This window comes from Bradyrhizobium sp. CCBAU 11386 (assembly GCF_028128955.1).
Lineage (GTDB): Bacteria > Pseudomonadota > Alphaproteobacteria > Rhizobiales > Xanthobacteraceae > Bradyrhizobium.
The window spans coordinates 1-24,713 of the sequence record NZ_LBKA01000222.1; the positions used below are offsets into that span (position 1 = coordinate 1).

The following is a 24,713-nucleotide window of genomic DNA, read 5'->3' on the forward strand; positions in this document are numbered from 1 at the left end:
CCCGTGACCTTAATGCTAGACTTAAGGTCAAATCCTCGGGCCGCCTCTCAAACTACACAAGGCGGCCGACGCCGGAGGGATACACTGGACCAGCCGCTCTCTTGTAATCTGAATTTAGCCCCAAGGCGGCTTCGATGGCCGTCATATGCGCTAACACTTCGTCAATGCCGTCAGCCAAGAACGCTCGAACGAAGAAGTGTGAAACAGGCCCCTCAAAGAGGGGAGACTGACGAGCCTTTTGAAATATCTCCCACCGCGTGTCATCCCAAGATAGCAACTCAGTCTGCACCCTATCGTCCAACTGTAGTTCGGTGGGACGCTCTATCTCTACCCAACCACCTCTTCCATCTTCGTAAGAGGAAGTTTCCCACGAGAGACTCTCGGGAGAAGGCGGCGGGTACGAATCAGCGAACAAATCTGTGTTGACGGTGGCCTTCCGAACAGAGCAAACTGATCCGCAGTCCCTAACAGATCGTCAGCGAATGATTTTGCGATTGGCACAATCACTGCGTCCCGGCCGGGCCACGCAATTACTGTGGGGCTTAGAGCCGCCTCGAGCGCTGGCATCTTCACCGCCAGGGAAACTCCATCCGGAGTCTGAATCTCCACGGCTTTAGCCGCATGTGGAAGATTGTCTGGAAGTGATAGTCCGGTCCTGCGTCTCATCTGACGCGCAAGAGACAGCCAAGTGTTAGGTGTAAGTGGCCGACCTAGAGCGACCTTGATTAGCGTATCTGGATCGGTGCTCGGCAAAAATCCTCTTAGCTTTGCGGCCTGATTTACTGCCGTTTGGCCCACTATTCTTCGAAGCTCGATCGTTACTGGTCCCGCATGACTCGCTTCTCGCACCAGCTCATCTAGAAGATGTTCAGCAAAAGTCTCCGACGATACATGATCCGCTCGAATATGCACCAACATCTTGGCGGCAGCATCGATCGTCGGTGGCGGCAGATACAGTCCAACTCCTACAATCTCCGCATCTTCAAGTGCCGCACGCACTTTGACTTGCCGAGCGGTCGATCTGGTTGGTAAGAAAAGCTCTACTAGGCCCCCAGCTAGAGAGTGTGAGACCAGATACGCTCTTGCTTCAGAAGGTTTGACGGCCTTTATCTCGCATTGTGTCCCACGAAGAAGGCCGCGCTCCAATCTAGCGTCCTCTACCGGCAGCAACTCCACAAATTCATCCAAGCTAGCCACGTCGAGACCGACAAGCTCAAGGAGCGTCTCTCGAGCATTAAGCAGGTGAGTATCGCTTGTAATGTAACCCGACGCTCTCGCCAGAGAGGCCTCCGCCAAGTGACGAGAATCGCTCAACGCTTGCTTGGAATTCGCTTGCGACAGCCCCGTCTCTTCAAAGACTGCCTTATGAACAATGGCTGCAACTCGATCGACATCAAGCTTCGGCGCAGATGGAATTCGAGGTAGCTGCCGCGCAAGTTGAAGGGTACTGTCCGACGCCTCTCCAAGTGACGTTCGCTCCAACTCCACAATAAATTCCGGCGCCACAGCAAGTCGCACGCGATGCGCCAAAGCAGCACCAAAGAGGCGATTCGCAACAGCGGAACGCGGGCGCCTCTTTATGAGATCGAATAGAACATTGAGATCGATCGCATACAACGGGGCCTCAAAGGTGCCTAGTGACCGAAGCTTTAGGTTTGCGGCCAGTTCGTCTCCAGGAGCGGGTGGCGCCATCAACGAGAACAAGCTGGCTGTATCCAGCTCCCTCGACCGCAAGACTATGGTCCGCTGTCGTGCGGCTCCTCCATCGCGGACTCGTCGGGCGATGAAGCCTTTCTTCTCATAAAAGGCTTGCGCTCCAACCAGGTCAGAAGCAACCGCAGCAGTAATATTCAAATAACCGCGACTTTCTAGATGTGACACAAGAGCATTAATAAGCGCCGAGGCAATCCCATTGCGCCTGTACGACGGCAAAACTGCAACCTGCTGAACTCGCGCGTGAGGAAATACACCGCTGAAAAGAATGAAGCCAGCGACCTCAACTCTACCCGCATACTTCGCAAAGATGCCGAATAGCCGGCGCTGCATGATCGCGTCACGATAGGCAGCCTCCGGCAAAAACCCCAGCGCCTCTTTCTCCATGTCGGCGAGCGAACGGATGGTAGATACATGCTCCAATAAGAGCCGCGGATCGGTTTCCACCCGAAAAGAAGTGCTATACATCAAAAAATCGCGGGGCAAATAGGAGAAGGTCTTCAACAGCAACAATGATTGACATCAGTAGTCTCAATCTACTGAATGAAGCTGCCATCAAACATTACACATTCGTCTAATGCGTGCCATACAATATCATTGCAACTAAACCGGAACCGGTAGCATCACCCGGAGACGCTCACCGTGGAGCACAATCGCAAACCCGAGCCGAAGACGTCGTCATCCGTGTGACGACACCGGCAACGAGATTTCGGAGAACATCTCCAACGTTTTGAAGCTCTATCGCTACCTACCCCAGACGGACAGGATCTGGCCGCAGTAGTCCCCTCCCCCTACCCCCGAAAATCAATGCTCCGCAGCACGATCCCCGGCGGGGTGCCCTCGAACTCGGTCGCGCGGTACTTGCTCGCGGCGCGCGCCTCGATGCGGTCGCGCAGGCGGGTGAACTGGGCTTCGCGCTGCTCGGGCCTCGCCTGCGGGCCGCGCTCGAGATAGTCCATCGCGGAGGTCGAGATCGCGCAGGCGATCTCCTTCGATCCGTCCTGCATCAGGAACTGGACGATGCCCCGGTCCTGTTCGTAGCCGACGAAGCGGCTGCTCGTGAGTGTCATGGCTTACTCCCTTACGCGATTGCACCCTGGCGCGGTTGGCGCCGGGTTTCGGCGCCGCCGCGGCGCGTGAATTCTCAACCGTCGTCCCGGCCTAGTGCGCAATTGCGCACGGGAGCCGGGACCCATTATCCCGGTCAGCGTTGTGGAGGCGCGCTGTGGCCGCAGATATTCACAATAACTCGGTTCGGTGGTTATGGGTCCCCTGGCTTTCGCCAGGACGACGCCTGTGTTCCAGGTGCGCACCGTCGCTGTCGCGCTCCGGCCGGGGTGGCCTTCAGCTGTCGCCACTGAGCCTGGCGAAATCGTCGAACAGCGCCGTCACCAGCGCGCGGTGGCGGGTGTCCTCGGTGGAGAGGCTGGCGGCATAGAGGTTGAGCAGATAGCGCGCCTTCACCGCGGCCTCGGGCCACGAGGTGGCGGGCACGGTCATCAGGCGGTTCTCGAGATCGGCCTCGCGCTCGCGCAGCTCCCTGACATTGTTCTCGACCTCGGCCAGCGCGCGGCGCAAATCGGTCGCCTTCTGGGCGGCCATGCCGCGATGCCTGTCGAGATCCACCGGGACGTCAGTCATGGGCGACCCTCTGGGCGACGCTCGCCGGCGCGGCCTGCGCATCCGCGGCTTGCGCGTCCGCGAGGTCGACCGAGCCGATCGACAACATTTCCGTCATGCCGGCGCCCCCGCTTTCGGCCGGCACCGTGATCATGGTGGCGATGCGGCGCCAGCACGGGAACGACAGGCCCTCGATCATCTCTTCGTCGGTGACGACGTCATAGCTGCCCGCGGGCAGCAACCGGTCGATGCCGTTGATGTGGAACGGATGCCTGAAGGTGACGGTTTCTCGGCGCGAACGGATGGTCATGGACGCCTGCCTTCCTGCGAGCGGAGCCCCAACCGACACCGGCTTGCCGTGAGCATGCGCTCCTTGGGCGGCAATAGCCAGCAATATCGTCACCGCGCCGCGCGCAGGCGAGGCCGCACAGTGAAACGACAACCCCTCACCCGGATCGCATCTTTCGATGCGATCCGACCTCTCCCTATGGGAGAGGTGAACCGCGCTCCTCGGCTGGCAGTGATCCCATCTGGTGCGTGCGCGGCGTTTTAGTCCTCGCTATTGGCCTGGGGCGGGCGTAGGCTCGACCCTATCACCGCACTTCCTGTAACGGCATCGACCGGTGACTGAGGGTCACGTGCGCTCCCGCCGATAGACCAGCGTTCAGGGCATGGTGTTGTCATGCTCTGCAGGAGCGTGCGATGCCGCGGTTTCGCGTCTCGGAATGGATCGTTCCAAAGGTCGACGTCGCGCCGTTCCTTCTGCTTCTGGTCTGCGCGGCGGCCATCCTGAATGGCTAGGACAATGCGCGTGCCCTATCTGGTCAGCGGTACCAACGAATATGGCTGCTCCAACCTCGGCCGCGGCAGCGCCACCGTCGCGCTGCGGCTAGCGCGGAAGCTGCTGCGCGAGGGCTACATGGACGTGCGCGTCTGCACGCCGCGCGGACGCGTGCTGCAATCGGACGAACTGGACGAACTCAAACCCCCACAGGAGACCGACGCCATGGCCAAGGGACAGCAACGCGGCAACCGCGAAACCAAGAAGCCGAAGAAGGACAAGACCAAGATCATCGCTGCAGCACCGAGCCGCAAGGACGCGGCCTGGCAGCCGGATTTCGGGCCGGCGAAGAAGAAGTAGAAGCTTCTTCGCCTCTTCCCGCTCTTGTCGGCCGAAGCTTCAACAAAGGCCAGCGGACGAAAGCAAGTCCTCTCCTGTCGTCCTGGCCGAGTGCGCAATTGCGCACGGGGAGCCAGGACCCATAACCCCAGGGAGGAGTTTGGCGAAGGGCGGTCGTTCGGGATTAGCACCGGTCGTCACGGATGAATCACGCGGTATGGGTCCTGGCTTTCGCCAGGACGACAGCGGGGCCTGTGGTTCGGCTCAGCGAACACATGACCCCACCACCGTCTCCTCCCCGTCGCGCTTTTTTGCTATACTCGCCCCGGTAGCATTACCGGGAGGGGCCGACCTGTGGAGCACGAGCGCAAGATCGAACCGAAGACCGAACCGAAGAACCTCGTCATCTGCTGCGACGGCACCGGCAACGAGATCAGCGAGAACATCTCCAACGTCCTCAAGCTCTATCGCTGCCTGCGCAAGACCGACAAGACCTCGCCGCGGCAGATGGTGTTCTACGATCCCGGCGTCGGCACGGTGACGGAGCCGACGACGTGGCACCGCCTCAAGGCCAACGTCAATCTGGTGCTGGGGCTCGCCACCGGCTACGGGCTCGATGACAACGTGCTGTCATCCTATTGCTTCCTGGTCGAGCATTACGCGCCGGGCGACAAGATCTATCTGTTCGGCTTCTCGCGCGGCGCCTATACCGTGCGCGTGCTGGCGGGGCTGATCCACAAGGTCGGGCTGATCTCGCCGGAGCAGGCCAACCTCGCAGGCTCGGGCCTCGTCGCCTACAAGCAATATTCCGGCTCGGGGCGCGGCAACGACATCGCGGACCTCAGGGACGCCGGCTCCGACGACGACGGGCCGCTGCCGCAGGACAAGTTCGACCTCGCCGCGCAGTTCGCGCGCATCACCTCCTCGCGCTGGCCGACCATCCATTTCATCGGGGTGTGGGACACCGTGGCGAGCGTGATCGTGCCGCGCGCCGACCGGCTGTACTGGCCGAGCATCGAGGAGCTCGCCTTCACGCTGCGCAATCCGAGCGTGAAGATTTTTCGGCAGGCGATCGCGATCGACGAGCGGCGCTGCATGTTCCGCCTCAAGCAATGGCGGGAGCCGCAGGAATATTGGAGCAACCGCTTCGTGCCCGACGACAAGAAGGAGCCGCAGGACATCATGCAGGTGTGGTTCGCCGGCGTGCACTGCGATGTCGGCGGCGGCTATCCGGAGACCGAGAGCGGCGAATCGAAATATCCGCTTGTGTGGATGATCGAGGAGGCGGCGAAGGCCGGCCTCAACTTCAACCCGCGCACCGTGAACCAGCTCGCCTGGGGCGTCCAGCGCAAGAACTCGCCGTTCCAGTATGTCCCGCCCGCCTACACTGGCAAGACCGGCGTGCTGCACAATTCGATGACGGCGGCCTGGCGCCTGCTGGAGTATTTGCCGAAGAGCGCAAAGTACAAGGAGTGGCCGGAGCGGAAGGTGTTTCTGGGCTTCTACATCCCCGATTGCGAGCCGCGCCTGATCCCCGAAGGCGCGCATGTGCACGAGAGCGTGGTGAAGCGCATGGCAGTGGAGCCGGACTACCGGCCGGTGAATCTGCCGAAGACGTACGAGACGGTGCCGATGCCGGTGCCGCCGCATGTGGGGGTCGATCCGGGCACACTGCCATCCTCCCCTGGAGGGGAAGGGTCGGCTCACATGGAGCGCAGCGAAATGTGAGATGGGGTGGGGTGAGGTGGCGCTGGCGCCATACGCGCGTCATTGCGAGGAGCCCTTGCGACGAAGCAATCCAGAAACCCTCCGCGGCAAGATTCTGGATTGCTTCGCTCCGCTCGCAATGACGGTGATGGAGGCAGGCGCGCACGACGCCACCGGTGTCGTCCTGGCGAACGCCAGGACCCATACCGCGTGATCCCTCGATGGCGGAAGGCGCTAACCCCGAACAACCAATCTTCGCCAAACCACTCCCTGGGGTAATCGCGACGAGCGCAAGCGCTCGCGCGGAGGTCCTGGCGTTCGCCAGGACGACGGCGGAGCTTGAGGCGACGCCGCCGCACCCCGCTACCGCCGCTTTCTCCATTCGCCGCTACTTTTCATTAAAATTCTCGCGCCGACCTTAGTCGGATCGCATCATCTCCCGTCGATCATTGGAATCTACCACCGCGCTATCCGCGGAATTGGAGGAGATGTGCCAATGCATCCGCGAAGGTTCGCCCGTGTGAAGCCCGCAGGGCTGGTGTCGCGCCAGGCCAAGATCATCACCGACCCGCGCGCGCCGGTGATCCCGTGCACGCTGATCGACTATTCGCCCGGCGGGGCCTGCGTCGATCTCGGCGGCCAGGTGAGCATCCCCGACCGGTTCGAGCTGTTGCACGTCAACACCAAGAAGCGCTGCCGCATCGCCTGGAAGCGCGGCACGCGGGTCGGCGTGGTGTTTTGAGGGAAGCTGTCACCGTAACCGATAATTCCCGCCGAGCACTCCACTCTGCTCCCTCCCCCCTTGCGGGGGAGGGTTGGGGAGGGGGGTGGCCCAGCAAAAGGTGCGGGTCGCATGCAAGGTTGTGGCAACAGAGTTTCGCTCAACGCGATAGAGCACGCCGTGTGGCTACCCCCCTCCCTAGCCCTCCCCCGCAAGGGGGGAGGGAAGGCAGTGTGCTTCGCGGCGCTGTCTTTTCCAGAGCAACAAGCGCCGCCCTACTTCCGCATCCGCGCCTTCGCGCCCGCGATGATCTGCATGGCGACGCCGGCGATCCAGCCGAACAAAGCGAGCCAGGTCCAGGCCATGTGCGGATCGAGCCGCAGCACGATGACGGCGACGGAGGCGAGCGCGGTGAGCGTGGCGCAGAGCGTGCCGGCGGCGCTCAAAAATTCCGCGGCGTCGATGGCGCTGTGCGCCTCGTCGAAGGGCTGCTGCGGCGTGTCGATGCCGAGATAGAAACCGACCGCACCGAGGCCCATCATCACCAGCAGGAAACCCTGCGTGGTGAGCGGAGCGATCGCCGATCCGACATAGGCGCCGACGAACAGCCCACACGCGGCCCCCGCCATCGCGAGGCCCATGCGCTCCAGCACGTGCGCAGCGTTGCGAACACGAAAATGCATGGCGGGCCTCCGTGAGGCATTGAACGTGGAAAGGTTAGGCCAGTTTTGCGGGAGGTGGAAGCTGAGGGAGGTTACGGATGCGTGAGGGGGCGGCTGCGATCTCGCAATTTAAACCTATCGGGTTACTCCCTATGATCATGCCGCTGTCCTCGCGGCTCGCACGCGCCTCACCTCGCCCCGAACGTCGTCTTGCCGAACAGCGCCTTCTGCGTCGACGGCTGCGAGCGCCAGTATTGCGGCGGGGCTTCGACCTCGCCGCCGAGCTCGGCAGCGGCGTGCCAGCCCCAGCGCGGGTCGTAGAGCATGCCGCGGGCGAGCGCGACCATGTCGGCCTTGCCGGAGGCGACGATCTCCTCGGCGTGCTTGGCATCGGAGATCAGGCCGACGGCGATGGTGGGCACTCCCGTCTCGCGGCGGAGGCTGTCTGCGAACTGCACCTGATAGCCGGGGCCGAGCGGAATCTTCTGCAGCGGCGAGACGCCGCCGGAGGAGGCATCGATCCAGTCGATGCCGCGCGCCTTCAACGCGTTGGCGAATTCGATGGTCTGCGCCAGATCCCAGCCGCCCTCGACCCAGTCGGTCGACGACACCCGTATGCCGATCGGCTTGTCGTGCGGGAAGGCGGCGCGGACCGCGTCGTAGACCTCGAGCGGGAAGCGCATGCGGTTTGCGAGCGAGCCGCCGTACTCGTCGGTGCGCCTGTTCGAGATCGGCGACAGGAACTGATGCAGAAGATAGCCGTGCGCACCGTGCAGCTCGATGGCGTCGATGCCGATGCGCTCGGCGCGTTTCGCAGCCTCGACGAAGGCCTCGCGGATGCGCTTCAGGCCCGTGCCATCCAGCGCGAGCGGCGCGGCCTCGCCCTCCTTGTGCGGCAGCGCCGACGGCGCCACCGTCTGCCAGCCGCCTTCACTGACGGGGATCAGCTGGCCGCCGTCCCAGGGCCGCGCGCTGGAGGCCTTGCGGCCGGCATGGGCGAGCTGCATCGCGACCGCGGTGGAGGAATGCTTGCGCACGGAGGCGAGGATTTGCTTCAGCGCGGCTTCGGCGGCGTCGCTGTAGAGCCCGAGGCAGCCCGGCGTGATGCGGCCGATCGCTTCCACATGGGTCGCCTCTATGCAGAACATCGCAGCGCCCGACAGCGAAAGATTGTTGATGTGGGTGAAGTGCCAGTCGGTCGGAACGCCGTCCTCGGCCGAATACTGGCACATCGGCGACACCACGACGCGATTCTTCAACGTCAGGCCGCGCAGCTTGATCGGGGAAAACAGGGCGCTCATGCGGGGGAGTTCCGGGGGATGGAGGGCGGGAGATTAAAGGGAGTGTAGTGCTGGCCCGGCGGATTTCCAGCGGCGCGGGAGGCATGCCCGCTAGCGAGGCCATGCATTTCGCGCGTCATATGATCACGGGATCGTGCCGCGATCTCCGCCGTCGTCCCTGCGAACGCAGGACCCATAACCCCTGGGAGGAGTTTGGCGAAGATTGGTCGTTCGGGATTAGCACCACCCGCAATCGATCGATCACGCGGTATGGGTCCCCTGAGTTCGCAGGGACGACGGCGGCCCCCTACTCCAGTTCCTCGAACTGGCCCGCCTTGGGCTTGCCCATGCGGATGCGGCCGTCGGGCAGCAGCTCGCCGTCGGCCTCGGCGGAAAACTGGATCGTGGCGCGGCCATCCTTCATCGTCGTCGCCTTGCCGAGCGGCCCGAGCTTGTCCGCGAGCGCGGTGTCGTCGAGAACGAACACGCGGTAGTCGGTGAGATGGAAGCGCCGCGGCGCCTGCCATGTCAGCGCGGGAACCGATGTGCGCATATCGCCGTCGGTCTTGCGATCGATGCTGCGGCCGGTCACGTCGCGAAACAGGTCCGGCGCGTCGACGAGGCGCGCGCGGCGGCCGTCGATGGCGTAGAGGTTCAGCGTGACGATATGGCGCTCGCTGCGGAAGGAGACGGCGACGTGGCGCGAATCCTGCGACCAGGCGGCGTGGAACGCATCCGGCGCGGTGTCGAGGATGTTGTCGCTACTGATGTCGTCGAGCACCGCAAGGCGGCGGTGGCCGGGCTCGGCCATCAGATAGACGTGGAAATTGTCGTTGCCGAACTCGCCGCCGCCATGGGCCGCGATCGACAGTTTTCCGCTCGGCGCGCGGCCGCCCTGGATGATGGCGTATTCACCCTTCGCATATTGGTGCTCGGCCGTCGCGAAGGCCGGCGACAGCGCGGCGAGCGTGAGGGCAAGGGCGAGGATGGCGCGGCGGAGAGGCATGAGGGTGTGTCGCGATACGGGCGGCGAACGTTCACTCCACCAGCGCGAACTGGAGCAGCAGCGTGCGCTGGAGCAATGAAAAATTGTCGTCCGAGACTAGCGTCAGCACGGTCTCGCCCTGGGGCGTGACGTGGGCGTCGATGCCTTCCATGTTGTCGATCTCCTGGCCGAGATCGGCCTTGAACAACGCAGGGCCGTCGACCAGCGCGCCCGGCGCGATGGATTTCAGGGGGATCGAGCGGATGCGGATGTCGACGCCGCTGAACCAGGAGAATTTGCGTTCGAGGATGAGCAGTTCGCCCGAGGGCAGCAGCACCGCATCGCTGATGTCGAATTTCTCGGTGCGGCGGACGCTGAACTGGCCGGGCGTGGGACCGCCGATCAGGAACGCGACCAGATTGCCGTCGGCGTCCAGCCCGCGCTCGGAGAAGGCGATCAGGGTGCCCGCGAGCGGCTGGCCCTTCGGGACGAAGACCAGCCCCTCGAGCCCCTTGTTGTGCGGCAGCCTGCGCAACGCGGGCGGCACCTGGATCACCTCGCCGCGGGCGCGCGTGCCGCCTTTCGAAAAATCGTAGCGCAGGATCTGGTTGACGCGCTCGAGCCCGACATAGACGACATTGCCGTCGCGCGTCAGCGACTCCGAATCCCACCAGAGGCGCTTTTCCGTGATCGGCCGCCCCTCGGCATTGAGCAGCGGCGCGGCCTCGACGTCGTCGAGCCCGGCCATCCTGCTGCCGGAATAGCGGATGGCCCCGGTGAACCAGCCGCCCTGGTCGGAGATCGCGAGGAAGCGCTCGCCCCTGGCGTCGAGCCGGATGCCGGACAGGCCGCCGAAGCCGCGATAGGGCGAAGTCAGCACCAGGCCGCTGCGATACTCGAGCGAACCGAAGCGCGTGCGGGAACGGTCGCGCGGCTCGAAACTGGCGATCGGCCGCGCGTTGACCTCGATGCTGACCGGCTCGGCGACGGCGCGCTCGACCTGGAGCGGACGCGGCGGCGGCTCGGTCGTGGCTTGCGCCTGCGCCAATCGGGACAGTGCGAAAGTGGAAAATCCCGCCGCCGCGTGGCCAAGGAAGCTGCGGCGGGATGAGTGCGTGCTCACGAATGCAATTTGCGTCGCGGGCGACCGGCCGGTTGCGTGGGCGCGGTGTTGGTCTCGCTGAACAATTCGGCGAGCTTTTCGGTGATGGCGCCACCGAGCTCCTCGGCGTCCACGATCGTCACCGCGCGGCGATAGTAGCGCGTGACGTCATGGCCGATGCCGATCGCGATCAGCTCGACCGGCGAGCGGGTCTCGATCTCCTCGATGATGTGGCGCAGGTGCCGCTCGAGATAGTTGCCGGCATTGACCGACAGCGTGGAATCGTCGACCGGCGCGCCGTCCGAGATCATCATCAGGATCTTGCGCTGCTCGGGCCGGCCGAGCAGGCGCTTGTGCGCCCAGTCCAGCGCCTCGCCGTCGATGTTCTCCTTCAGGAGACCCTCGCGCATCATCAGGCCAAGGTTCTTCCGCGCACGGCGCCAGGGCGCGTCGGCGGACTTGTAGATGATGTGGCGGAGATCGTTGAGGCGGCCGGGATTGGCCGGCTTGCCGGCGGCAAGCCACGCCTCGCGCGACTGCCCGCCCTTCCAGGCGCGCGTGGTGAAGCCCAAGATCTCGACCTTGACGCCGCAACGCTCCAGCGTGCGCGCGAGAATGTCGGCGCAGGTCGCCGCGACCGTGATCGGGCGGCCGCGCATCGAACCGGAATTGTCGAGCAGCAGCGTCACCACGGTGTCGCGGAAGGTCGCCTCCTTCTCGTGCATGAAGGACAGCGGGTGATAGGGATCGGTCACCACACGCGACAGCCGCGCGGGGTCGAGGATGCCCTCTTCGAGATCGAACTCCCAGGCGCGGTTCTGCTGCGCCATCAGCTTGCGCTGCAGCCGGTTGGCGAGGCGGGCGACGATGCCTTGCAGATGCGCGAGCTGCTTGTCGAGATAGGCGCGCAGGCGCTCCAGCTCGTCATGGTCACAGAGGTCTTCGGCCGCGATGACTTCGTCGAATTTCGGCGCGAAGGCGTGATATTCCGGCCCGCGCGGCTCGTTCTTTCCATGCGAGTTCGGACGCGTCGCCTCGCCCGGCGTCTCGTCGTCGCCGAGCTCGCCGTCGTCGAACGTGTCTGAGGTCGAGGCCTGCGCGCTTTCCATCGCGCTCTCGCTCATCTCCTCGCTCGACGCCTGCGCCTGGTCGGCGCTCATCTCCTGGGCGGCATCGGAATCGGGCGAGCCCTCGGCGCCGGACTGGTCGTTGTCGCCGTCGCGGTTCTCGTCGTTGTCGTCATTCTCTTCGCTGTCGGCGTTGCGCTCGTCGCCGAGCTCGAGCGCCGACAAGAGATCATGCACGGCGTCGCCGAACCTGGTCTGGTCCTCGACCACGCCGTCGAGCCGGTCGAGCCGCTTGCCGATCTTGTCTTCGAGAATCGGCCGCCAGAGATCGACCATCTTCTTCGCAGCCGTCGGCGGCGCCATGCCGGTCAGGCGCTCGCGCACCAGCATCGCCAGCGCATCGGCCAGCGGCGCGTCGGCGCGGTCGGTGATCTCGTCGAACTTGCCGCGATGGAAATGATCGTCGAGCATCGCGGTGAGGTTCTTCGCAACGCCCGCCATGCGGCGCGCGCCGATGGCCTCGACACGAGCCTGCTCGACCGCCTCGAACACGCCGCGCGCCTGCGGATTGCCCGGCATCAGCTTGCGATGCAGCTTCGGATCGTGACAGGCGATCTTCAGCGCGATGGAGTCGGCGTGGCCGCGCACGACCGCAGCGTCACGCTTGGTCATCTTGCGCGCCGGCTCGGGCAGCCGCGCCTTGCCCGGCGCAAGGCCCGGCCGCTCGGCGGCAAAGGAGACCTCGAGCTCGGGCGATTTCGCGATCGCCTTGAGGCAGGAGGCCACCGAGCGCTTGAAAGGCTCGGTCGGCGCTTCCTTGCTGTTACGGAACTTGGAGTTAGAGGTGGTCATCTCGCCCTATCCGCCGTCCTGGCGAAGGCCAGGACCCATAACCACAGGGCGCAGTCATTGAGCACGCTGACGGCCCCGATCTTCGCAGCAACCACATCCTGTGGTTGGGTCCCGGATCTGCGCTCACTCCGGACGGCGCTTCGCGCCGCCAGGAGTTCACTTGTCCGGAACGACATCTCAAACCTTAGCTGAGCGCCACGTTGACCGCCGATTCCGGCAGCTCCGCGTTGAAGCAGCGCTGGTAGAACTCGGCGACCAGGGGACGCTCGAGCTCGTCGCACTTGTTGAGGAAGGTGACGCGGAAGGCGAAACCGATATCGCCGAAGATGTCGGCGTTCTCGGCCCAGGTGATCACCGTGCGCGGGCTCATCACCGTCGACAAATCGCCATTGGCGAAGGCGTTGCGGGTGAGATCGGCGAGGCGCACCATCTTGTTGACGATGTCGCGGCCCTCCTGGGTGCGATAGTGCTTGGCCTTCGCCAGCACGATCTCCACTTCCTCGTCATGGCTGAGATAGTTCAGCGTGGTGACGATCGACCAGCGGTCCATCTGGCCCTGGTTGATCTGCTGGGTGCCGTGATAGAGGCCCGAGGTGTCGCCGAGGCCGACCGTGTTGGCGGTCGCGAACAGGCGGAAGCACGGATGCGGCTTGATCACCTTGTTCTGGTCCAGGAGCGTCAGGCGGCCGGAGACTTCCAGCACGCGCTGGATCACGAACATCACGTCCGGGCGGCCAGCGTCGTATTCGTCGAACACCAGCGCGACGTTGTGCTGGAGCGCCCAGGGCAGGATGCCGTCGCGGAATTCGGTGACCTGCTTGCCGTCGCGGACCACGATCGAGTCCTTGCCGACGAGGTCGATACGGCTGATATGGCTGTCGAGATTGACGCGCACGCACGGCCAGTTCAGGCGGGCGGCGACCTGCTCGATGTGGGTGGATTTGCCGGTACCGTGATAGCCGGTCACCATCACGCGGCGATTGCGGGCGAAGCCGGCGAGAATGGCGAGCGTGGTGGCGCGGTCGAAGCGGTAGTCGGAATCGACTTCGGGCACGTGAGGATCGACTTCGGAATAGGCCGGCACTTCGAGATCGCTGTCGATCCCGAACACCTGGCGCACCGACACCTTCATGTCGGGCAAACCGGAAACTTCCTCAACTTTGGACAGGGCGGCGGTCGTCATCAATCCTCCGAGGTCCCGGGCGATCCCGAGACCAGTTATTGCACGGTGGCTGCGGCTGGGTGCGTTTGCGAACCTATCAGAGACAAGGTGCGGGCAGAAGCCCGCCCTCCAATCAAAGTTCCGTCGTCTTTTCATTTAGATAGGCAAGGAACGCGATTTTTGGAAGGCTGCCCTGCGAATCACGCTCGAATTTCGGACGGGCCAGCTGGCCTGCCCACGCGAGTGGCACTTTTACCGCCTCTCCTTACTTATGTAGGGTCTGAACCGGCGTAACCCCTCCCACCACGAAAGACGACGTGACGTCATTCCTCGATCCCTTCATCGCTTTCGTCTCGGCCCACGCGTGGCTGGCTTATCTGACCCTGTTCCTGGCAGCGCTTCTGGAAGCCGTTCCGGTGGTGGGATCGGTGGTCCCGGGCTCGACCATCATCCTGGCGCTCAGCGCCCTGATCCCGGGCGGCGAGCTGAAACTCGGCTGGGTGCTGCTGGCGGCAGCGACCGGGGCCGTGCTGGGTGACGGCTCGGCCTACTGGATCGGGCACCGGCAGCAGCGCGAGATCCTCAACACCTGGCCGCTGACCAACTATCCGCGCGTGGTCGAGGAGAGCGAAAGCTTCTTCCACCGCTTCGGCACCTGGGCCGTGTTCTTCGCCCGTTTCGTGCCGCCGATCCGCGCGTTTGTCCCTGTCACGGCCGGCGCGCTCGGGATGCCCCCTGCCCGCTTCTACGCGATCAACATCCCGGCGATCCTGGTCTGGGCTCCGGCGCATGTGCTGCCGGGCGTGCTGGCGGTGTCCGCCCTGCACGAATATGCCGGGCTGCCGCATCACGCGCATGTCGGCAAGCACATCTGGATTCTCGCCGTGACCGGCGGTGCGATCATTTTGGCGCTGGCGATCTGGATCATCCGCCGGCGGCAGGGCAGTGGTGTCGCGGCGGCAAAGCCGCGGCCTTAACGGGTCGCCACACCACAGGTGTCGTCCCGGCGAAGGCCGGGACCCATACCCCCAGGGAGGGGTTTGGCGAAGATTAGTCGTTCGGTACTCCGACCATCCGCGATCGATAGATTCCGCGGTGGGTCCCGGCCTTCGCCGGGACGACGCTGAGAAACAGGCTTTATCGCCCTTACATTCTAGAGGCGGCCACGACGGTCCTCCGCCCCGGCGCGGGCCCCACATACCTTGCCCTTGGCCTGATCAGCTTGCCGAACTGCAATTGCTCGCTGGCGTGCGCGCTCCAGCCGACGCTGCGGGCCATCGCAAACAGGGCGAGCTCGCTGCCGGCGGGCAGGCGCAGGGCGTGCACGAGCACGGCGAGCGCATAGTCGATGTTGACGAATTCGCCGGTCGCCTCCGCAATCCGCTCCGGCACTTCGCGCGTGAATTTGCGTGGCGCGCCGGCGCGCGAGAGCGCATTCAGCAGCGATTGCGCGCGCGGGTCGCCGCGCTTGTAGACGCCGTGGCCGAAGCCGGCGAAGCGCTCGCCGAGCGCGACGCGTTCGCGCACCACGGGAGCGACATCGCGGTCGACCAGCGTTTTCACCAGCTGCGAAGCCAGCACGCCGGCGCCGCCGTGCTTCGGCCCCTTCAGCGCGGCGAGGCCGGCAATGACGGCGTCGTAGAGATTGAGGCCGGTCGAGGCCGCGCAGCGCACGGTGAAGGTCGAGGCGTTCAGCTCGTGATCGGCGAGCAGAACGAGCGCGCGGCGGATCAGATCGGGCGCATGCTTGTTGTCCGCCGCCCAGACGCGCGCGACCTGCTGATGCAGCGGCTCGGCCGAGGCTTCCGCATTGAGCATGGTCGCAACCAGCAGACGGACGATGCGCGCGCCGACCATGGCGCGGCCATCGGGGGCGCGGGTGAAGGCGCGCGGATCGGCGCTCGCGGCCAGCGCCAGCACGGCGATGGCGCGGTCGATCGGCGCCGCCCGCCGCGCGGCCCCTGCGATCGTGCGCATCTCCTCGGAGATCTCGGGCTGATTATCAGGCGCAAACGGATCGACGCCGGAGACGTCCCAGAGCAGCGTCGCCGTGTGCTCCAGCGTGTCGTTCTCGGCGAGATCGACACAATTGACGCCGCGATAGATCGCGCCCTCCTCGGTGATGGTCGAGATCTCCGTGTCCATGACCGGCAGGTCGGCATCGAAGCTGCGCAGCCCGCGCGGCTCCGGCGACGGCACCCGGCGCTCCTTCAGGGCGCGGACGTCCTCGGCGCGGTAGCGGTTCCTGCGCGAATCCGGCGTCGGCTCGGAGCGGATCAGGCCGCGGCTGACATAGGCGTAGAGCGTGGCCGGCGAGATCGCGAGCTCGGCGGCAGCCTCCCGGGCGGAGAGGTAGAGCTCATCGGAATTTTTCATATTGATTTATGTAATCAAGATTGATCAACCTGTCGAGAGGCCCGACCTTCCCCGTGCGTAGAACAGGAGATTTGGGCCATGAACATCCACCTCACCAAAAGCCAGATCGGGCTGGACGGCGTCCCCGCGGCCGAGACCGTGCTGAGCCATGTCGACGGCGAGCGCGGCGAACTGATCATCGCCGGCGAGCATGTCGGCCGGCTGGCCACCAAATCGAGCTTTGAGGGCGTCACCGCCCGGCTCTGGAACGGCGCCAGCAAGACCTCGCTGAGCGAGGCCAATGTGCGGGCGAGCCTGGGTACCGCGCGCGAGCGCGCCTTCGCGCGGCTCGCCGACCTGCTGCCGGCGACGCATGGCATGGGAATCGTCGACGGGTTTCGTGCGGCCGTTGCGGGCCTTCGCGCCGAGCACGGGCTGGAACATGAGGCGACCATCGTCGGCGCGTTTCCGGTGATAGCAGGCGCGCTGGTCCGGCGCGCCAAGGGGCTGGAGCCGGTCGCGCCCGATCCGAGCGCGAGCCACGCCGCCGATACGCTCCGCATGCTGCATGGGCGCGCGCCGGCCTCTCGCGAGGTCACGGCGCTCGATGCCTATCTCGTCACCGTCTGCGACCACGGCATGAACGCCTCGACGTTCACCACGCGCGTGGTGGCCTCGACCCAGGCCGACCTGTTCGCGGCCGTCACCGCCGGCTATTGCGCGCTGACCGGTCCCTTGCATGGCGGCGCGCCGGAGCCGGTGCTGGAAATGCTCGATGCGATCGGCTCGCGCGAGCGGATCCAGCCCTGGGTGGATGCGGCGCTGGCGCGCGGCGAGCGCATGATGGGCTTCGGCCACCGCGTCTATCGCGTGCGCGATCCGCGCGCCGACGTGCTGAAGACTGCGATCGAGGCCCTCGCCTCCAACGGCGCCGACCTGCCCTTTGCCGGCGAGGTCGAGGCCTATATCCGCGCCGCGCTGCGCAGGAAGAATCCGGACCGGCCGCTGGAGACGAATGTGGAGTTCTTCACCGCGATCCTGCTCGATGCGCTGGCGATTCCAAGGCAGGCGTTCACGCCGATCTTCGCCGTGGCGCGCGCCGCCGGCTGGACCGCGCATGCGCGCGAGCAACAGCGCACGGGGCGGCTGATCCGGCCGAGTTCGTCGTATGTCGGGGCGATGCCGGAGGCGTAATGAAGTAGCTTTGGGCGGAGAGATTGACGGCGGAGCTAATCACTCCGTCGTCGTCCCGGCGAAGGCCGGGACCCATACCGCGTGATTTATCGATGGAATGTTGGTGCCAATACCGCGGGAAGACTTTTCACTACCAGTCTGCCCCAAACCTCTCCCTGGGGTTATGGGTCCCGGCCTTCGCCGGGACGACATGGGAGAGTGTGGCGGCGGTTATCGCAACATTGACGCGGTGCGAGGCCCTACGCCTCGCGCACCACCGTCTTCAGATAATTATACGCCTTGATGATCTCGATCAGGCGGTCTTCGGTGGAGCGGTCGCCGCCATTGGCGTCGGGGTGGTGCTGCTTGACCAGCGCCTTGTACTTGGACTTGACGTCGGCGAGCGTGGCACTGGGGCCGAGGCCCATGACCTGGAGCGCCTTGCGCTCGGCGTTCATCACCTTGCGCGTCTCGGCCTTGGGCTGGGCGTCCGGCCCCTTCCGCCAGTTGGCGCGGCCGTTGATCTCGCTGAACATGCTGAACGGATCGGACGCCATATCGATCTCGGCTTCCGCACCCTTCTTGCCGCCATTGGCACCCATCTTCCAGGTCGGACGGTGGCCCGTCAGCGCATCCTTCTGGTAGCGCGCGACCGCGTCGGCATTCATGCCGGAGAAGAAATTGTAGTTCTGGTTGTACTCGCGCACGTGGTTCAGACAGAAATGCCAGTACTCGCGCTGGTTCTCACGCCCCTTCGGCGCGCGGTGTGCGCCCTTGTTCTGGCATCCGGCCCATTCGCACGCGACCGCGGTGTCGCGCGGCTTCACCTCGGGCTGCTTGCCCCGCGGCTTGACGCGGATGGAGTCGAAGAACTTTGATGAATCGATCGGCATGGCTGACTTTGACTACGCAATGCAAAAACCTTCAAGTCTTGACATTGCAATTAGCTGCGAACCCGGCAAATAACGGAGTGCGATCTCTGCACCTGAATGGCACACACATGGCTATGAGAGACACTATCAGCAACAAGTTGCAGGAAGCTTTCACGCCGGAAAGCCTGCAGGTCGTCGACGAGTCACACCTGCATGAGGGCCATGCCGGCCATCGGCCGAGCGGCGAGACGCACTTTCGCGTTTATATTGTGTCTCAAGTCTTCAAAGGGAAGAGCCGGGTCGATCGCCATCGCATGATAAATGCGGCGCTGGCCGCGGAACTCGCGGGCAGCGTGCACGCGCTCGCCATCCACGCGCAGGCGCCGGGGGAAGGGTGAACTGCTTACCCTCCCCTGGAGGGCCTCGCACAAGACCTCGTCATGCCCGGGCTTGTCCCGGGCATCCACGTTCTTTGTGCCGCGAGCAAGACGTGGATGGCCGGGTCAAGCCCGGCCATGACGATGTGGAAGCTGCAGAGTACAAAACTCTGACGTCAAAACGACGTCCCGGCCCGCCTCGGCTTTGCCTCTTCCAGCTCCGCCTCGCGCGGCACCGGTGAAATACGGAGCGCGGTGATGCGGTTGCGTTCGCGGCGCAGCACGCGGAAGCGGAAGCCGTGGAAGGTGAAACTCTGGCCGCGATCGGGGATCGAGCGCGCCTCGTGAATGACGAGGCCGGCGACCGTGGTTGCCTCTTCATCGGGCAGATGCCAGTCCATGGCGCGGTTGAGATCGCGGATCGGCACCGAGCCGTCGACCACGACCGAGCCGTCAGGCTGGGCGCGCACGCCGGCGACCACGACGTCGTGCTCGTCGGAAATGTCGCCGACGATCTCCTCCAGAATGTCCTCCAGCGTCACGAGACCTTCGACTTCGCCGTACTCGTCGACGACGAGCGCGAAATGGGTCTTGCGGCGGCGGAACGCCTTGAGCTGCTCGGACACCGGGCGCATCTCCGGCACGAACCAGGGCGGCAGCGCGATGGTGGAGACGTCGATGCGCGAGGTGTCGCCTTCGGAGGCGCGGATCGCGCGCAGCAGATCCTTGGCGTGGAGCACGCCGATGATGTTTTCCGGCTTCTCGCGCCAGAGCGGAATGCGGGTGTATTCGGTCGCCAGCACCTCGCGCACCAGTTCCTCCGGCGGCAGGTCGGCGTTGATCATCATCATCTCGGTGCGATGGATCATGACGTCGGAGACCTGGAGCTCGCGCAGGTCCAGGAGGCCGCCGAGCATGTCGCGGTCCTGCTTCTCGAACTTGCCCTCGTGATGCAACAGGTCGACCGCGCCGCGCAGGCGCTCGGTCGGCGACAGGATGGCCTGGTGCTCGCCGGCGAGGCCGAACAGGCGCATCAGGAGGCGCACGATGACTTCGACGATCTTGAGCAGCGGCCCCAGCACATACATGGTCAGCCGCATCGGGCGCGCGACCGCAAGCGCCATGCGGTCGGGCGCGTTGATGGCGATGGTCTTGGGCAGCACTTCCGCGAAGATCACCACCAGCGCGGTCATCACGCCGGTGGCGTAGAGCACGCCGACATCGCCGAACCAGGATGTGAAAATGGCGGTGGCGAGCGCGGAGGCGCCGATATTGGCGATGTTGTTGCCGAGCAGCAGCGCGCCGATCAGGCGCTCGCGCATGTCGAGCAGCTGCGAGACCACGTCGGCGTCGTGATTACCCTGCTTGGAGAGCCGCAGCATGCTGGCGCGCGAGGCGCCGGTCAGCGCGGTCTCGCTCGCGGCGAAGAACGCCGAGACCAGGAGGCAGAGGACGACGATGGTGAATCCGAGCCAGTCCATGAACCACTCAACAGAAGTTCAGCCGCGCATCAGGCCTTCTGCGCGAGCTTCTCTTTCAGGAAATCGCGCACCGGCGCCGGCTCGACATCCTTTGCGATCACGGCGCGCCCCACAGCCTCCAGCAGGATGAAGGTGAGCTTGCCGCGCTTGACCTTCTTGTCCTGCGCCATCAGGGCCATCAGCGCGTCGGCGTCGGCAAGCCCTTCCTGCGAAAAGCCCGCGATGTCCTGCAAGCGGGTCGGCAGGCCCGCTTCAACGAGATGTCGCTCGACGCGCGCCGCGTCGGCCTCGCCGATCATACCGAGCTTCGCCGAGAATTGCGCCGCCAGCGTCATGCCGATCGCGACGCCCTCGCCGTGGAACAGGCGGTCGGAGAAGCCGGTCGCGGCTTCCAGCGCGTGGCCGAAGGTGTGGCCGAGATTGAGCAGCGCGCGCTCGCCGGTCTCGCGCTCGTCGCGCGAGACGATTCCGGCCTTGGCGCGGCAGGAGGTCGCGATCGCGTGCTCGCGCGCCGAGCCGCCCTTGAAGATGTCGGCGTGGTTCTTTTCCAGCCAGGTGAAGAAGGCCTCATCGCCGAGCACGCCGTATTTGGCGACCTCGGCATAGCCGGCGCGGAATTGCCGCGGCGACAGCGTGTCGAGCACGGCGGTGTCGGCAATCACCAGCACCGGCTGGTGGAAGGCGCCGAGCAAATTCTTGCCCTGCGGCGAGTTGATGCCGGTCTTGCCGCCGACGCTGGAATCGACCTGTGCCAGCAGCGAGGTCGGCACCTGCACGAAATCGACGCCGCGGCGCAGGATCGCGGCGGCAAAGCCGGCGAGATCGCCGACCACGCCGCCGCCGAGCGCGACGACGAGATCGTTGCGCTCGACCTTGGCGGCGATCAGGGCTTCGCTGACCTTTTCCAGGCCGGCATAGGTTTTCGAGATCTCGCCTTCCTCGACCACGATGCGCGAGGTCGGAATTCCGACGGCCGCGAGCGATGCTTCCGTCGGCTCGAGCCAGTGTTTTGCGACGGTGCGATCCGTCACGATCGCCGTCCGCACGCCGGGGCGTAAGCGCGCGACCCGTTCGCCGAGCGAGGCCAGCACGCCGCGGCCGATGACGATGTCATAGGCGCGGTCGCCGAGCGCGACATCGACGTTGACAGGATCGGAATGTTTCAAGGGCGCGGTCATCGTACGGCACTCGCAACGTCGGCAGGTGGCTGGGACGCCTGCTCACCGCAAAGATGCGCGCGGAGCGTCTCGATGCATTCCTCGACGATCTTGTCGTGCGGCACGTCGCGCGAGGCGATGGTGAGGTCGGCATGGCTGTAGACCGGCTCGCGCTCGGTGAGCAGGCGCGTCACCGTCCCTTCCGGATCGGCGGTCTGAAGCAGCGGACGATCGGCGCGGCGGCGGACGCGGCGCATGATGACATCGTGGTCGGCCTTGAGCCAGATCGAGACCGCCTTCGCCGCGATCCGGGCCCGCGTCTCCTCGCGCATGAAGGCGCCGCCACCGGTCGCCAGCACCACCGGGCCGCCGTCGAGCAGGCGCGCGATCACCCGCGCCTCGCCGTCGCGGAAATGGGCCTCGCCATGGCGCTCGAAAATCTCCGGTATGGTCATGCCGGCCGCCGCCTCGATCTCGGTGTCGGCGTCGACGAAGGGCAGCTTGAGCCGGGCCGCCATGCGGCGGCCGATGGTGGATTTGCCCACCCCCATCATGCCGACGAGCACGATCGAGCGCGCCCCGAGCGCCGACAGGATGTCGGCCTCAGGCGAAGCTTGTATCGGCAACGCGGCGTCGGACATGGATCTCGCTCTGGGTCTCGCTCGATCTGCCGCCAAAAGCGGCCTGCTTTGGCCACCTATACGACCCCGAAGGGGGCCTCGCCAGAGGACTCTTGCCACGAAACGGCGAACATGTTGGATGATTTCATTGGTTAATTTGCCTGCCTGGACCTTTACCGAGACCTTGCACGATGCCCAGCCTGTTCCGCTTCCTGACGGTCGTCGCCGTGATCGCCGGCATCGTCTATGGCGTGGTCTTTGCGCTGGCGAACTTCGTCAATCCGAAGCCGCGGGAAATGACGGTGACGATCCCGCCGGATAAGTTTCTCAAGAAATAGGAGCTAGCCTCCAGGGCATGCGTGCAAAGCCCTCAGACAGCAAGCTCACCGGCCTGTTCCTCGACATGCTCGCGGCGGAACAGGGCGCCGGCCCCAATACGCTCGATGCCTACCGCCGCGACCTCACGGACTTCTCCGAGTTCCTGGGCCGCGTCGGCCACAATTTTGCGGGCGCCGAAACCCAAACGCTGCGCGACTATCTCGCCGATCTCGACACGCGTGGCTTCAAATCCACCAGCGTGGCGCGCCGCCTGTCGGCGATGCGGCATCTCTATCGCTTCCTCCTGAACGAGCGCATTCGCAGCGACGATCCCGCCGCGATCCTGTCCGGCCCGAAGCGCGGCCGCGGCCTGCCAAAGGTGCTGTCGATCGCGGATGTCGACCGCATGCTCCGCCGTGCCAAGGAGTTGAGCGAGGCGGAGGATGCATCGCCCTCGAAGCGGCTGCGCGCCTTGCGGCTCTATTGCCTGCTCGAGGTGCTCTACGCCACGGGCCTGCGCGTCTCCGAGCTGGTGGCGCTGCCGCGCACGGCGGCCAAGCGCGACGCCCGCATGATCGTGGTGCGCGGCAAGGGCAACAAGGAGCGGCTGGTGCCGCTGAACGAGGCCTCGCGGCAGGCGATGGCGGATTATCTCGCCGCGACCGAAGCCGCGAAGACGGAGAAGAAGAAAGACAGCCTCGCCGTCTCGAAATGGCTGTTCCCCTCGTTCGGCGAGAGCGGACATCTGACCCGGCAGCATTTCGCCCGCGACCTCAAGGAGCTCGCTGTCGCCTCGGGCTTGCAGGCCCGGCTGGTCTCCCCGCACGTGCTGCGCCACGCCTTTGCCAGCCACCTGCTGCACAACGGCGCGGACTTACGCATCGTGCAGACCCTGCTCGGCCACACCGATATCTCGACCACCCAGATCTACACCCACGTAGTCGAGGAGCGGCTGAAGAGCCTGGTGCGCGACCTGCACCCGCTGGCGGAGAAATGAGGTCTCCCGTAGCCCGGATGAGCGAAGCGACATCCGGGATCAGTGCCAGAGGCACGACCTGCCCCGGATATCGCTTCGCTCATCCGGGCTACGAGCTGCAGCGCGTCCGGGACACGAGGGCCCCAAGCGGGGTAACGGCCGAAACCGCCTTGACTTCGGCCACATCTCCGCAGAAAGAGCCGTGGCCTCACGATTGATTTGGCGGGCGGCCCAGAAGCCCACAAGCCAACTCATTGAAGAAGCTACACTTCTTTCCGCAGGTCCGAAACCGCTTCGCCGCCTCGCCCCGTCCTCCCTATATTGAGTTGATGCAAGACCAGATGCGCAGCTATCTCGACTTCGAAAAGCCCGTCGCCGAGCTCGACTCCAAGGTCGACGAGCTGCGGACGCTCGCGGCCTCCGGGACCGACATCAGTGATGAGATCGGGCGGATCGAGGACAAGGCGGCGCAGGCGCTGGCCGACCTCTATACGAACCTGACGCCGTGGCAGAAGACGCTGGTCGCGCGCCATCCGCAGCGGCCGCATTTCAACGACTTCATCACGGGCCTGATCACCGAGTTCACGCCGCTCGCCGGCGACCGCAAGTTCGGCGAGGACGAGGCCCTGGTCGCCGGCTTCGGCCGCTTCCGCGGCGAGCCGATCTGCGTGATGGGCCAGGAAAAGGGCGATTCCACCGAGAGCCGCATCCGGCATAATTTCGGCATGGCGCGGCCCGAGGGCTATCGCAAATGCGTGCGGCTGATGGAGATGGCCGAGCGGTTCGGCCTGCCGGTGCTGTCGCTCGCCGATTCGGCCGGCGCCTATCCCGGCATCGGCGCCGAAGAGCGCGGCCAGGCCGAGGCGATTGCGCGCTCGACCGACGCGTGCCTGTCGCTGGGCGTGCCGAACGTCGCCATCATCACCGGCGAGGGCATGTCGGGCGGCGCCATCGCGATCACCACCGCCAACCGGGTGCTGATGCTGGAGCACGCGATCTACAGCGTGATCTCGCCGGAGGCCGCCTCCTCCATCCTCTGGCGCGACGGCACCAAGGCGCAGGAAGCCGCCAACAACATGAAGATCACCGCCCAGGACATGCTCCGCTTCGGGGTGATCGACAGCATCCTGAAGGAGCCGGTCGGCGGCGCCCACCGCGACCCCGCCGCCATGATCGCCACCACCGGGGACGCCATCGCCAAGGCGTTTGACGAGCTCCGCGGCCTCGACGCCGACGCCATCCGCAAGCTGCGTCGGCAGAAATTCCTCGATATCGGCCGGAAACTGGGCTGATTCGGGCGGGTTTTCGGGCCACGAACGCCCTACCACCCTTTTGCGCCGGCGCTTCCGCATCGTCGTGGCCGGGCTTGTCCCGGCCATCCACGACCTTGACC

The 24,713-nt window shown here is 65.1% G+C and carries 24 protein-coding genes; 9 read left to right on the plus strand and 15 right to left on the minus strand.

Features of this window, described 5'->3' with window-relative positions; genetic code table 11:
• Positions 1 to 327: 327 nt before the first annotated feature.
• From XI09_RS19445 to XI09_RS19460, 4 genes are all read right to left on the minus strand, one after another.
• A complete protein-coding gene (locus XI09_RS19445; protein ID WP_271568269.1) occupies positions 328 to 2,226 on the minus strand; it encodes a GNAT family N-acetyltransferase in 1,899 nt (632 codons plus the stop codon).
• Positions 2,227 to 2,504: 278 nt separating this feature from the next.
• On the minus strand, positions 2,505 to 2,783 hold the full coding sequence (locus tag XI09_RS19450) for a DUF1488 domain-containing protein (RefSeq protein ID WP_011083000.1): 279 nt from the start codon (positions 2,781 to 2,783) through the stop codon (positions 2,505 to 2,507).
• Positions 2,784 to 3,057: 274 nt separating this feature from the next.
• Entirely contained in the window at positions 3,058 to 3,354 is a 297-nt protein-coding gene (locus tag XI09_RS19455) for a hypothetical protein (RefSeq protein WP_027545228.1), read from the minus strand.
• Positions 3,347 to 3,643, minus strand: a complete 297-nt coding sequence (locus XI09_RS19460; protein ID WP_271568270.1) for a hypothetical protein — start codon at positions 3,641 to 3,643, stop codon at positions 3,347 to 3,349. The genes XI09_RS19455 and XI09_RS19460 overlap by 8 nt, the downstream gene beginning before the upstream one ends.
• A gap of 483 nt (positions 3,644 to 4,126) precedes the next feature.
• Between XI09_RS19460 and XI09_RS19465 the strand changes: the two genes are divergently transcribed.
• The 3 genes from XI09_RS19465 to XI09_RS19475 all read left to right on the plus strand — a co-directional run bounded on the left by XI09_RS19465 (position 4,127) and on the right by XI09_RS19475 (position 6,902).
• Positions 4,127 to 4,474 (plus strand): hypothetical protein, encoded by a 348-nt coding sequence (locus XI09_RS19465; protein WP_271568271.1) that lies wholly within the window; start codon positions 4,127 to 4,129, stop codon positions 4,472 to 4,474.
• A 333-nt stretch (positions 4,475 to 4,807) separates the two neighbouring features.
• Positions 4,808 to 6,181 (plus strand): DUF2235 domain-containing protein, encoded by a 1,374-nt coding sequence (locus XI09_RS19470; RefSeq protein ID WP_271568272.1) that lies wholly within the window; start codon positions 4,808 to 4,810, stop codon positions 6,179 to 6,181.
• Between the two features lie 475 nt (positions 6,182 to 6,656).
• The gene (locus tag XI09_RS19475) at positions 6,657 to 6,902 is read left to right on the plus strand and encodes a PilZ domain-containing protein (RefSeq protein ID WP_027545230.1); all 246 of its coding nucleotides are present in this window, start codon (positions 6,657 to 6,659) and stop codon (positions 6,900 to 6,902) included.
• Between the two features lie 254 nt (positions 6,903 to 7,156).
• Here XI09_RS19475 and XI09_RS19480 read toward each other — a convergent pair whose 3' ends face one another.
• From XI09_RS19480 to cobS, 6 genes are all read right to left on the minus strand, one after another.
• Positions 7,157 to 7,564 carry a hypothetical protein gene (locus tag XI09_RS19480; RefSeq protein WP_271568273.1) on the minus strand — a complete coding sequence of 136 codons (408 nt, stop codon included), beginning with the start codon at positions 7,562 to 7,564 and terminating at the stop codon, positions 7,157 to 7,159.
• 167 nt (positions 7,565 to 7,731) lie between these two features.
• Complete coding sequence (locus XI09_RS19485; protein WP_271568274.1) at positions 7,732 to 8,844, minus strand: NADH:flavin oxidoreductase/NADH oxidase; 1,113 nt, start codon at positions 8,842 to 8,844, stop codon at positions 7,732 to 7,734.
• 286 nt (positions 8,845 to 9,130) lie between these two features.
• Positions 9,131 to 9,829, minus strand: coding sequence for a hypothetical protein (locus XI09_RS19490; protein WP_271568275.1), 699 nt, complete (start codon positions 9,827 to 9,829; stop codon positions 9,131 to 9,133).
• 31 nt (positions 9,830 to 9,860) lie between these two features.
• Entirely contained in the window at positions 9,861 to 10,931 is a 1,071-nt protein-coding gene (locus tag XI09_RS19495; protein WP_271568276.1) for an esterase-like activity of phytase family protein, read from the minus strand.
• Positions 10,928 to 12,829 (minus strand): cobaltochelatase subunit CobT, encoded by a 1,902-nt coding sequence (cobT, locus tag XI09_RS19500; RefSeq protein WP_271568277.1) that lies wholly within the window; start codon positions 12,827 to 12,829, stop codon positions 10,928 to 10,930. The genes XI09_RS19495 and cobT overlap by 4 nt, the downstream gene beginning before the upstream one ends.
• A 184-nt stretch (positions 12,830 to 13,013) precedes the next feature.
• The gene (gene cobS / locus XI09_RS19505; RefSeq protein WP_271568278.1) at positions 13,014 to 14,012 is read right to left on the minus strand and encodes a cobaltochelatase subunit CobS; all 999 of its coding nucleotides are present in this window, start codon (positions 14,010 to 14,012) and stop codon (positions 13,014 to 13,016) included.
• Positions 14,013 to 14,308: 296 nt separating this feature from the next.
• Between cobS and XI09_RS19510 the strand changes: the two genes are divergently transcribed.
• Positions 14,309 to 14,968 carry a DedA family protein gene (locus XI09_RS19510; RefSeq protein WP_271568279.1) on the plus strand — a complete coding sequence of 220 codons (660 nt, stop codon included), beginning with the start codon at positions 14,309 to 14,311 and terminating at the stop codon, positions 14,966 to 14,968.
• Between the two features lie 169 nt (positions 14,969 to 15,137).
• On the opposite strand, the gene XI09_RS19515 is transcribed toward XI09_RS19510, so the two are convergent.
• Positions 15,138 to 16,367, minus strand: coding sequence for a citrate synthase family protein (locus XI09_RS19515; protein ID WP_271568280.1), 1,230 nt, complete (start codon positions 16,365 to 16,367; stop codon positions 15,138 to 15,140).
• A gap of 78 nt (positions 16,368 to 16,445) precedes the next feature.
• Between XI09_RS19515 and XI09_RS19520 the strand changes: the two genes are divergently transcribed.
• A complete protein-coding gene (locus tag XI09_RS19520) occupies positions 16,446 to 17,540 on the plus strand; it encodes a citrate synthase/methylcitrate synthase (protein ID WP_271568281.1) in 1,095 nt (364 codons plus the stop codon).
• Between the two features lie 239 nt (positions 17,541 to 17,779).
• On the opposite strand, the gene XI09_RS19525 is transcribed toward XI09_RS19520, so the two are convergent.
• The gene (locus XI09_RS19525) at positions 17,780 to 18,412 is read right to left on the minus strand and encodes a J domain-containing protein (protein WP_027545240.1); all 633 of its coding nucleotides are present in this window, start codon (positions 18,410 to 18,412) and stop codon (positions 17,780 to 17,782) included.
• Between the two features lie 107 nt (positions 18,413 to 18,519).
• Between XI09_RS19525 and XI09_RS19530 the strand changes: the two genes are divergently transcribed.
• On the plus strand, positions 18,520 to 18,789 hold the full coding sequence (locus XI09_RS19530; protein ID WP_271568282.1) for a BolA family protein: 270 nt from the start codon (positions 18,520 to 18,522) through the stop codon (positions 18,787 to 18,789).
• A gap of 155 nt (positions 18,790 to 18,944) precedes the next feature.
• Here the strand turns inward: XI09_RS19530 and XI09_RS19535 are convergent, their stop codons facing one another.
• From XI09_RS19535 to XI09_RS19545, 3 genes are read right to left on the minus strand one after another with little or no spacing between them, the layout of a single operon-like run.
• Positions 18,945 to 20,249 (minus strand): HlyC/CorC family transporter, encoded by a 1,305-nt coding sequence (locus tag XI09_RS19535; protein WP_092192250.1) that lies wholly within the window; start codon positions 20,247 to 20,249, stop codon positions 18,945 to 18,947.
• Between the two features lie 29 nt (positions 20,250 to 20,278).
• Positions 20,279 to 21,427 carry a 3-dehydroquinate synthase gene (gene aroB / locus XI09_RS19540; protein ID WP_271568283.1) on the minus strand — a complete coding sequence of 383 codons (1,149 nt, stop codon included), beginning with the start codon at positions 21,425 to 21,427 and terminating at the stop codon, positions 20,279 to 20,281.
• Positions 21,424 to 22,047, minus strand: a complete 624-nt coding sequence (locus XI09_RS19545; RefSeq protein ID WP_271568284.1) for a shikimate kinase — start codon at positions 22,045 to 22,047, stop codon at positions 21,424 to 21,426. The genes aroB and XI09_RS19545 overlap by 4 nt, the downstream gene beginning before the upstream one ends.
• Before the next feature lie 170 nt (positions 22,048 to 22,217).
• Between XI09_RS19545 and XI09_RS19550 the strand changes: the two genes are divergently transcribed.
• The 3 genes from XI09_RS19550 (at position 22,218) to XI09_RS19560 (ending at position 24,612) form a co-directional block, all read left to right on the plus strand.
• The gene (locus tag XI09_RS19550) at positions 22,218 to 22,364 is read left to right on the plus strand and encodes a hypothetical protein (RefSeq protein ID WP_035669499.1); all 147 of its coding nucleotides are present in this window, start codon (positions 22,218 to 22,220) and stop codon (positions 22,362 to 22,364) included.
• A gap of 17 nt (positions 22,365 to 22,381) precedes the next feature.
• On the plus strand, positions 22,382 to 23,341 hold the full coding sequence (xerD, locus tag XI09_RS19555; protein WP_271568285.1) for a site-specific tyrosine recombinase XerD: 960 nt from the start codon (positions 22,382 to 22,384) through the stop codon (positions 23,339 to 23,341).
• Between the two features lie 308 nt (positions 23,342 to 23,649).
• A complete protein-coding gene (locus XI09_RS19560) occupies positions 23,650 to 24,612 on the plus strand; it encodes an acetyl-CoA carboxylase carboxyltransferase subunit alpha (RefSeq protein ID WP_271568286.1) in 963 nt (320 codons plus the stop codon).
• Positions 24,613 to 24,713: the final 101 nt, after the last annotated feature.

Coding starts and splice junctions, on each gene's coding strand:
- xerD (WP_271568285.1), top strand. CDS start 22,382: ATGCGTGCAAAGCCCTCAGACAGCAAGCTCACCGGCCTGTTCCTCGAC.
- XI09_RS19460 (WP_271568270.1), bottom strand. CDS start 3,643: ATGACCATCCGTTCGCGCCGAGAAACCGTCACCTTCAGGCATCCGTTC.
- cobT (WP_271568277.1), bottom strand. CDS start 12,829: ATGACCACCTCTAACTCCAAGTTCCGTAACAGCAAGGAAGCGCCGACC.
- XI09_RS19450 (WP_011083000.1), bottom strand. CDS start 2,783: ATGACACTCACGAGCAGCCGCTTCGTCGGCTACGAACAGGACCGGGGC.
- XI09_RS19525 (WP_027545240.1), bottom strand. CDS start 18,412: ATGCCGATCGATTCATCAAAGTTCTTCGACTCCATCCGCGTCAAGCCG.
- XI09_RS19530 (WP_271568282.1), top strand. CDS start 18,520: ATGGCTATGAGAGACACTATCAGCAACAAGTTGCAGGAAGCTTTCACG.
- XI09_RS19455 (WP_027545228.1), bottom strand. CDS start 3,354: ATGACTGACGTCCCGGTGGATCTCGACAGGCATCGCGGCATGGCCGCC.
- XI09_RS19535 (WP_092192250.1), bottom strand. CDS start 20,249: ATGGACTGGCTCGGATTCACCATCGTCGTCCTCTGCCTCCTGGTCTCG.
- aroB (WP_271568283.1), bottom strand. CDS start 21,427: ATGACCGCGCCCTTGAAACATTCCGATCCTGTCAACGTCGATGTCGCG.
- XI09_RS19465 (WP_271568271.1), top strand. CDS start 4,127: ATGGCTAGGACAATGCGCGTGCCCTATCTGGTCAGCGGTACCAACGAA.
- XI09_RS19485 (WP_271568274.1), bottom strand. CDS start 8,844: ATGAGCGCCCTGTTTTCCCCGATCAAGCTGCGCGGCCTGACGTTGAAG.
- cobS (WP_271568278.1), bottom strand. CDS start 14,012: ATGACGACCGCCGCCCTGTCCAAAGTTGAGGAAGTTTCCGGTTTGCCC.
- XI09_RS19515 (WP_271568280.1), bottom strand. CDS start 16,367: ATGAAAAATTCCGATGAGCTCTACCTCTCCGCCCGGGAGGCTGCCGCC.
- XI09_RS19560 (WP_271568286.1), top strand. CDS start 23,650: ATGCAAGACCAGATGCGCAGCTATCTCGACTTCGAAAAGCCCGTCGCC.
- XI09_RS19545 (WP_271568284.1), bottom strand. CDS start 22,047: ATGTCCGACGCCGCGTTGCCGATACAAGCTTCGCCTGAGGCCGACATC.
- XI09_RS19480 (WP_271568273.1), bottom strand. CDS start 7,564: ATGCATTTTCGTGTTCGCAACGCTGCGCACGTGCTGGAGCGCATGGGC.
- XI09_RS19490 (WP_271568275.1), bottom strand. CDS start 9,829: ATGCCTCTCCGCCGCGCCATCCTCGCCCTTGCCCTCACGCTCGCCGCG.
- XI09_RS19475 (WP_027545230.1), top strand. CDS start 6,657: ATGCATCCGCGAAGGTTCGCCCGTGTGAAGCCCGCAGGGCTGGTGTCG.
- XI09_RS19520 (WP_271568281.1), top strand. CDS start 16,446: ATGAACATCCACCTCACCAAAAGCCAGATCGGGCTGGACGGCGTCCCC.
- XI09_RS19550 (WP_035669499.1), top strand. CDS start 22,218: ATGCCCAGCCTGTTCCGCTTCCTGACGGTCGTCGCCGTGATCGCCGGC.